The organism is Pseudomonas sp. 2822-17, from assembly GCF_002742485.1.
In the GTDB taxonomy this organism is placed as follows: domain Bacteria; phylum Pseudomonadota; class Gammaproteobacteria; order Pseudomonadales; family Pseudomonadaceae; genus Aquipseudomonas; species Aquipseudomonas cyclaminis.
The window spans coordinates 1-236 of sequence record NZ_LJRZ01000185.1; the positions used below are offsets into that span (position 1 = coordinate 1).

General features: G+C 34.3%; 1 pseudogene. It reads right to left on the reverse strand.

The annotated features are described in order from the left end of the window. Positions 1-149: pseudogene (locus AOA60_RS34350) on the reverse strand (hypothetical protein); the annotation flags it as partial. Positions 150-236 lie beyond the last annotated feature (87 nt).

Consider the following 236-nt stretch of genomic DNA (forward strand, 5'->3'; position numbering starts at 1 on the left):
ACATTATCTTGAATACTAGTTAAATCCGATTTCAACTGATTATATTCACCGCGAGACTCTTCCCCTATTTCAAAAATCTTTTCTTTACTGTCCCCAACAGTTTCCATCATCTTCTTCAATATGTCTTGAATGGCGTTACCAGAAGCCATTATATAATCCCCACTTTCACTTTCAAATCATCCGTTTTACTTACAATGATAGACTAGTGATATATAGACTTATGGTCTACATATGCA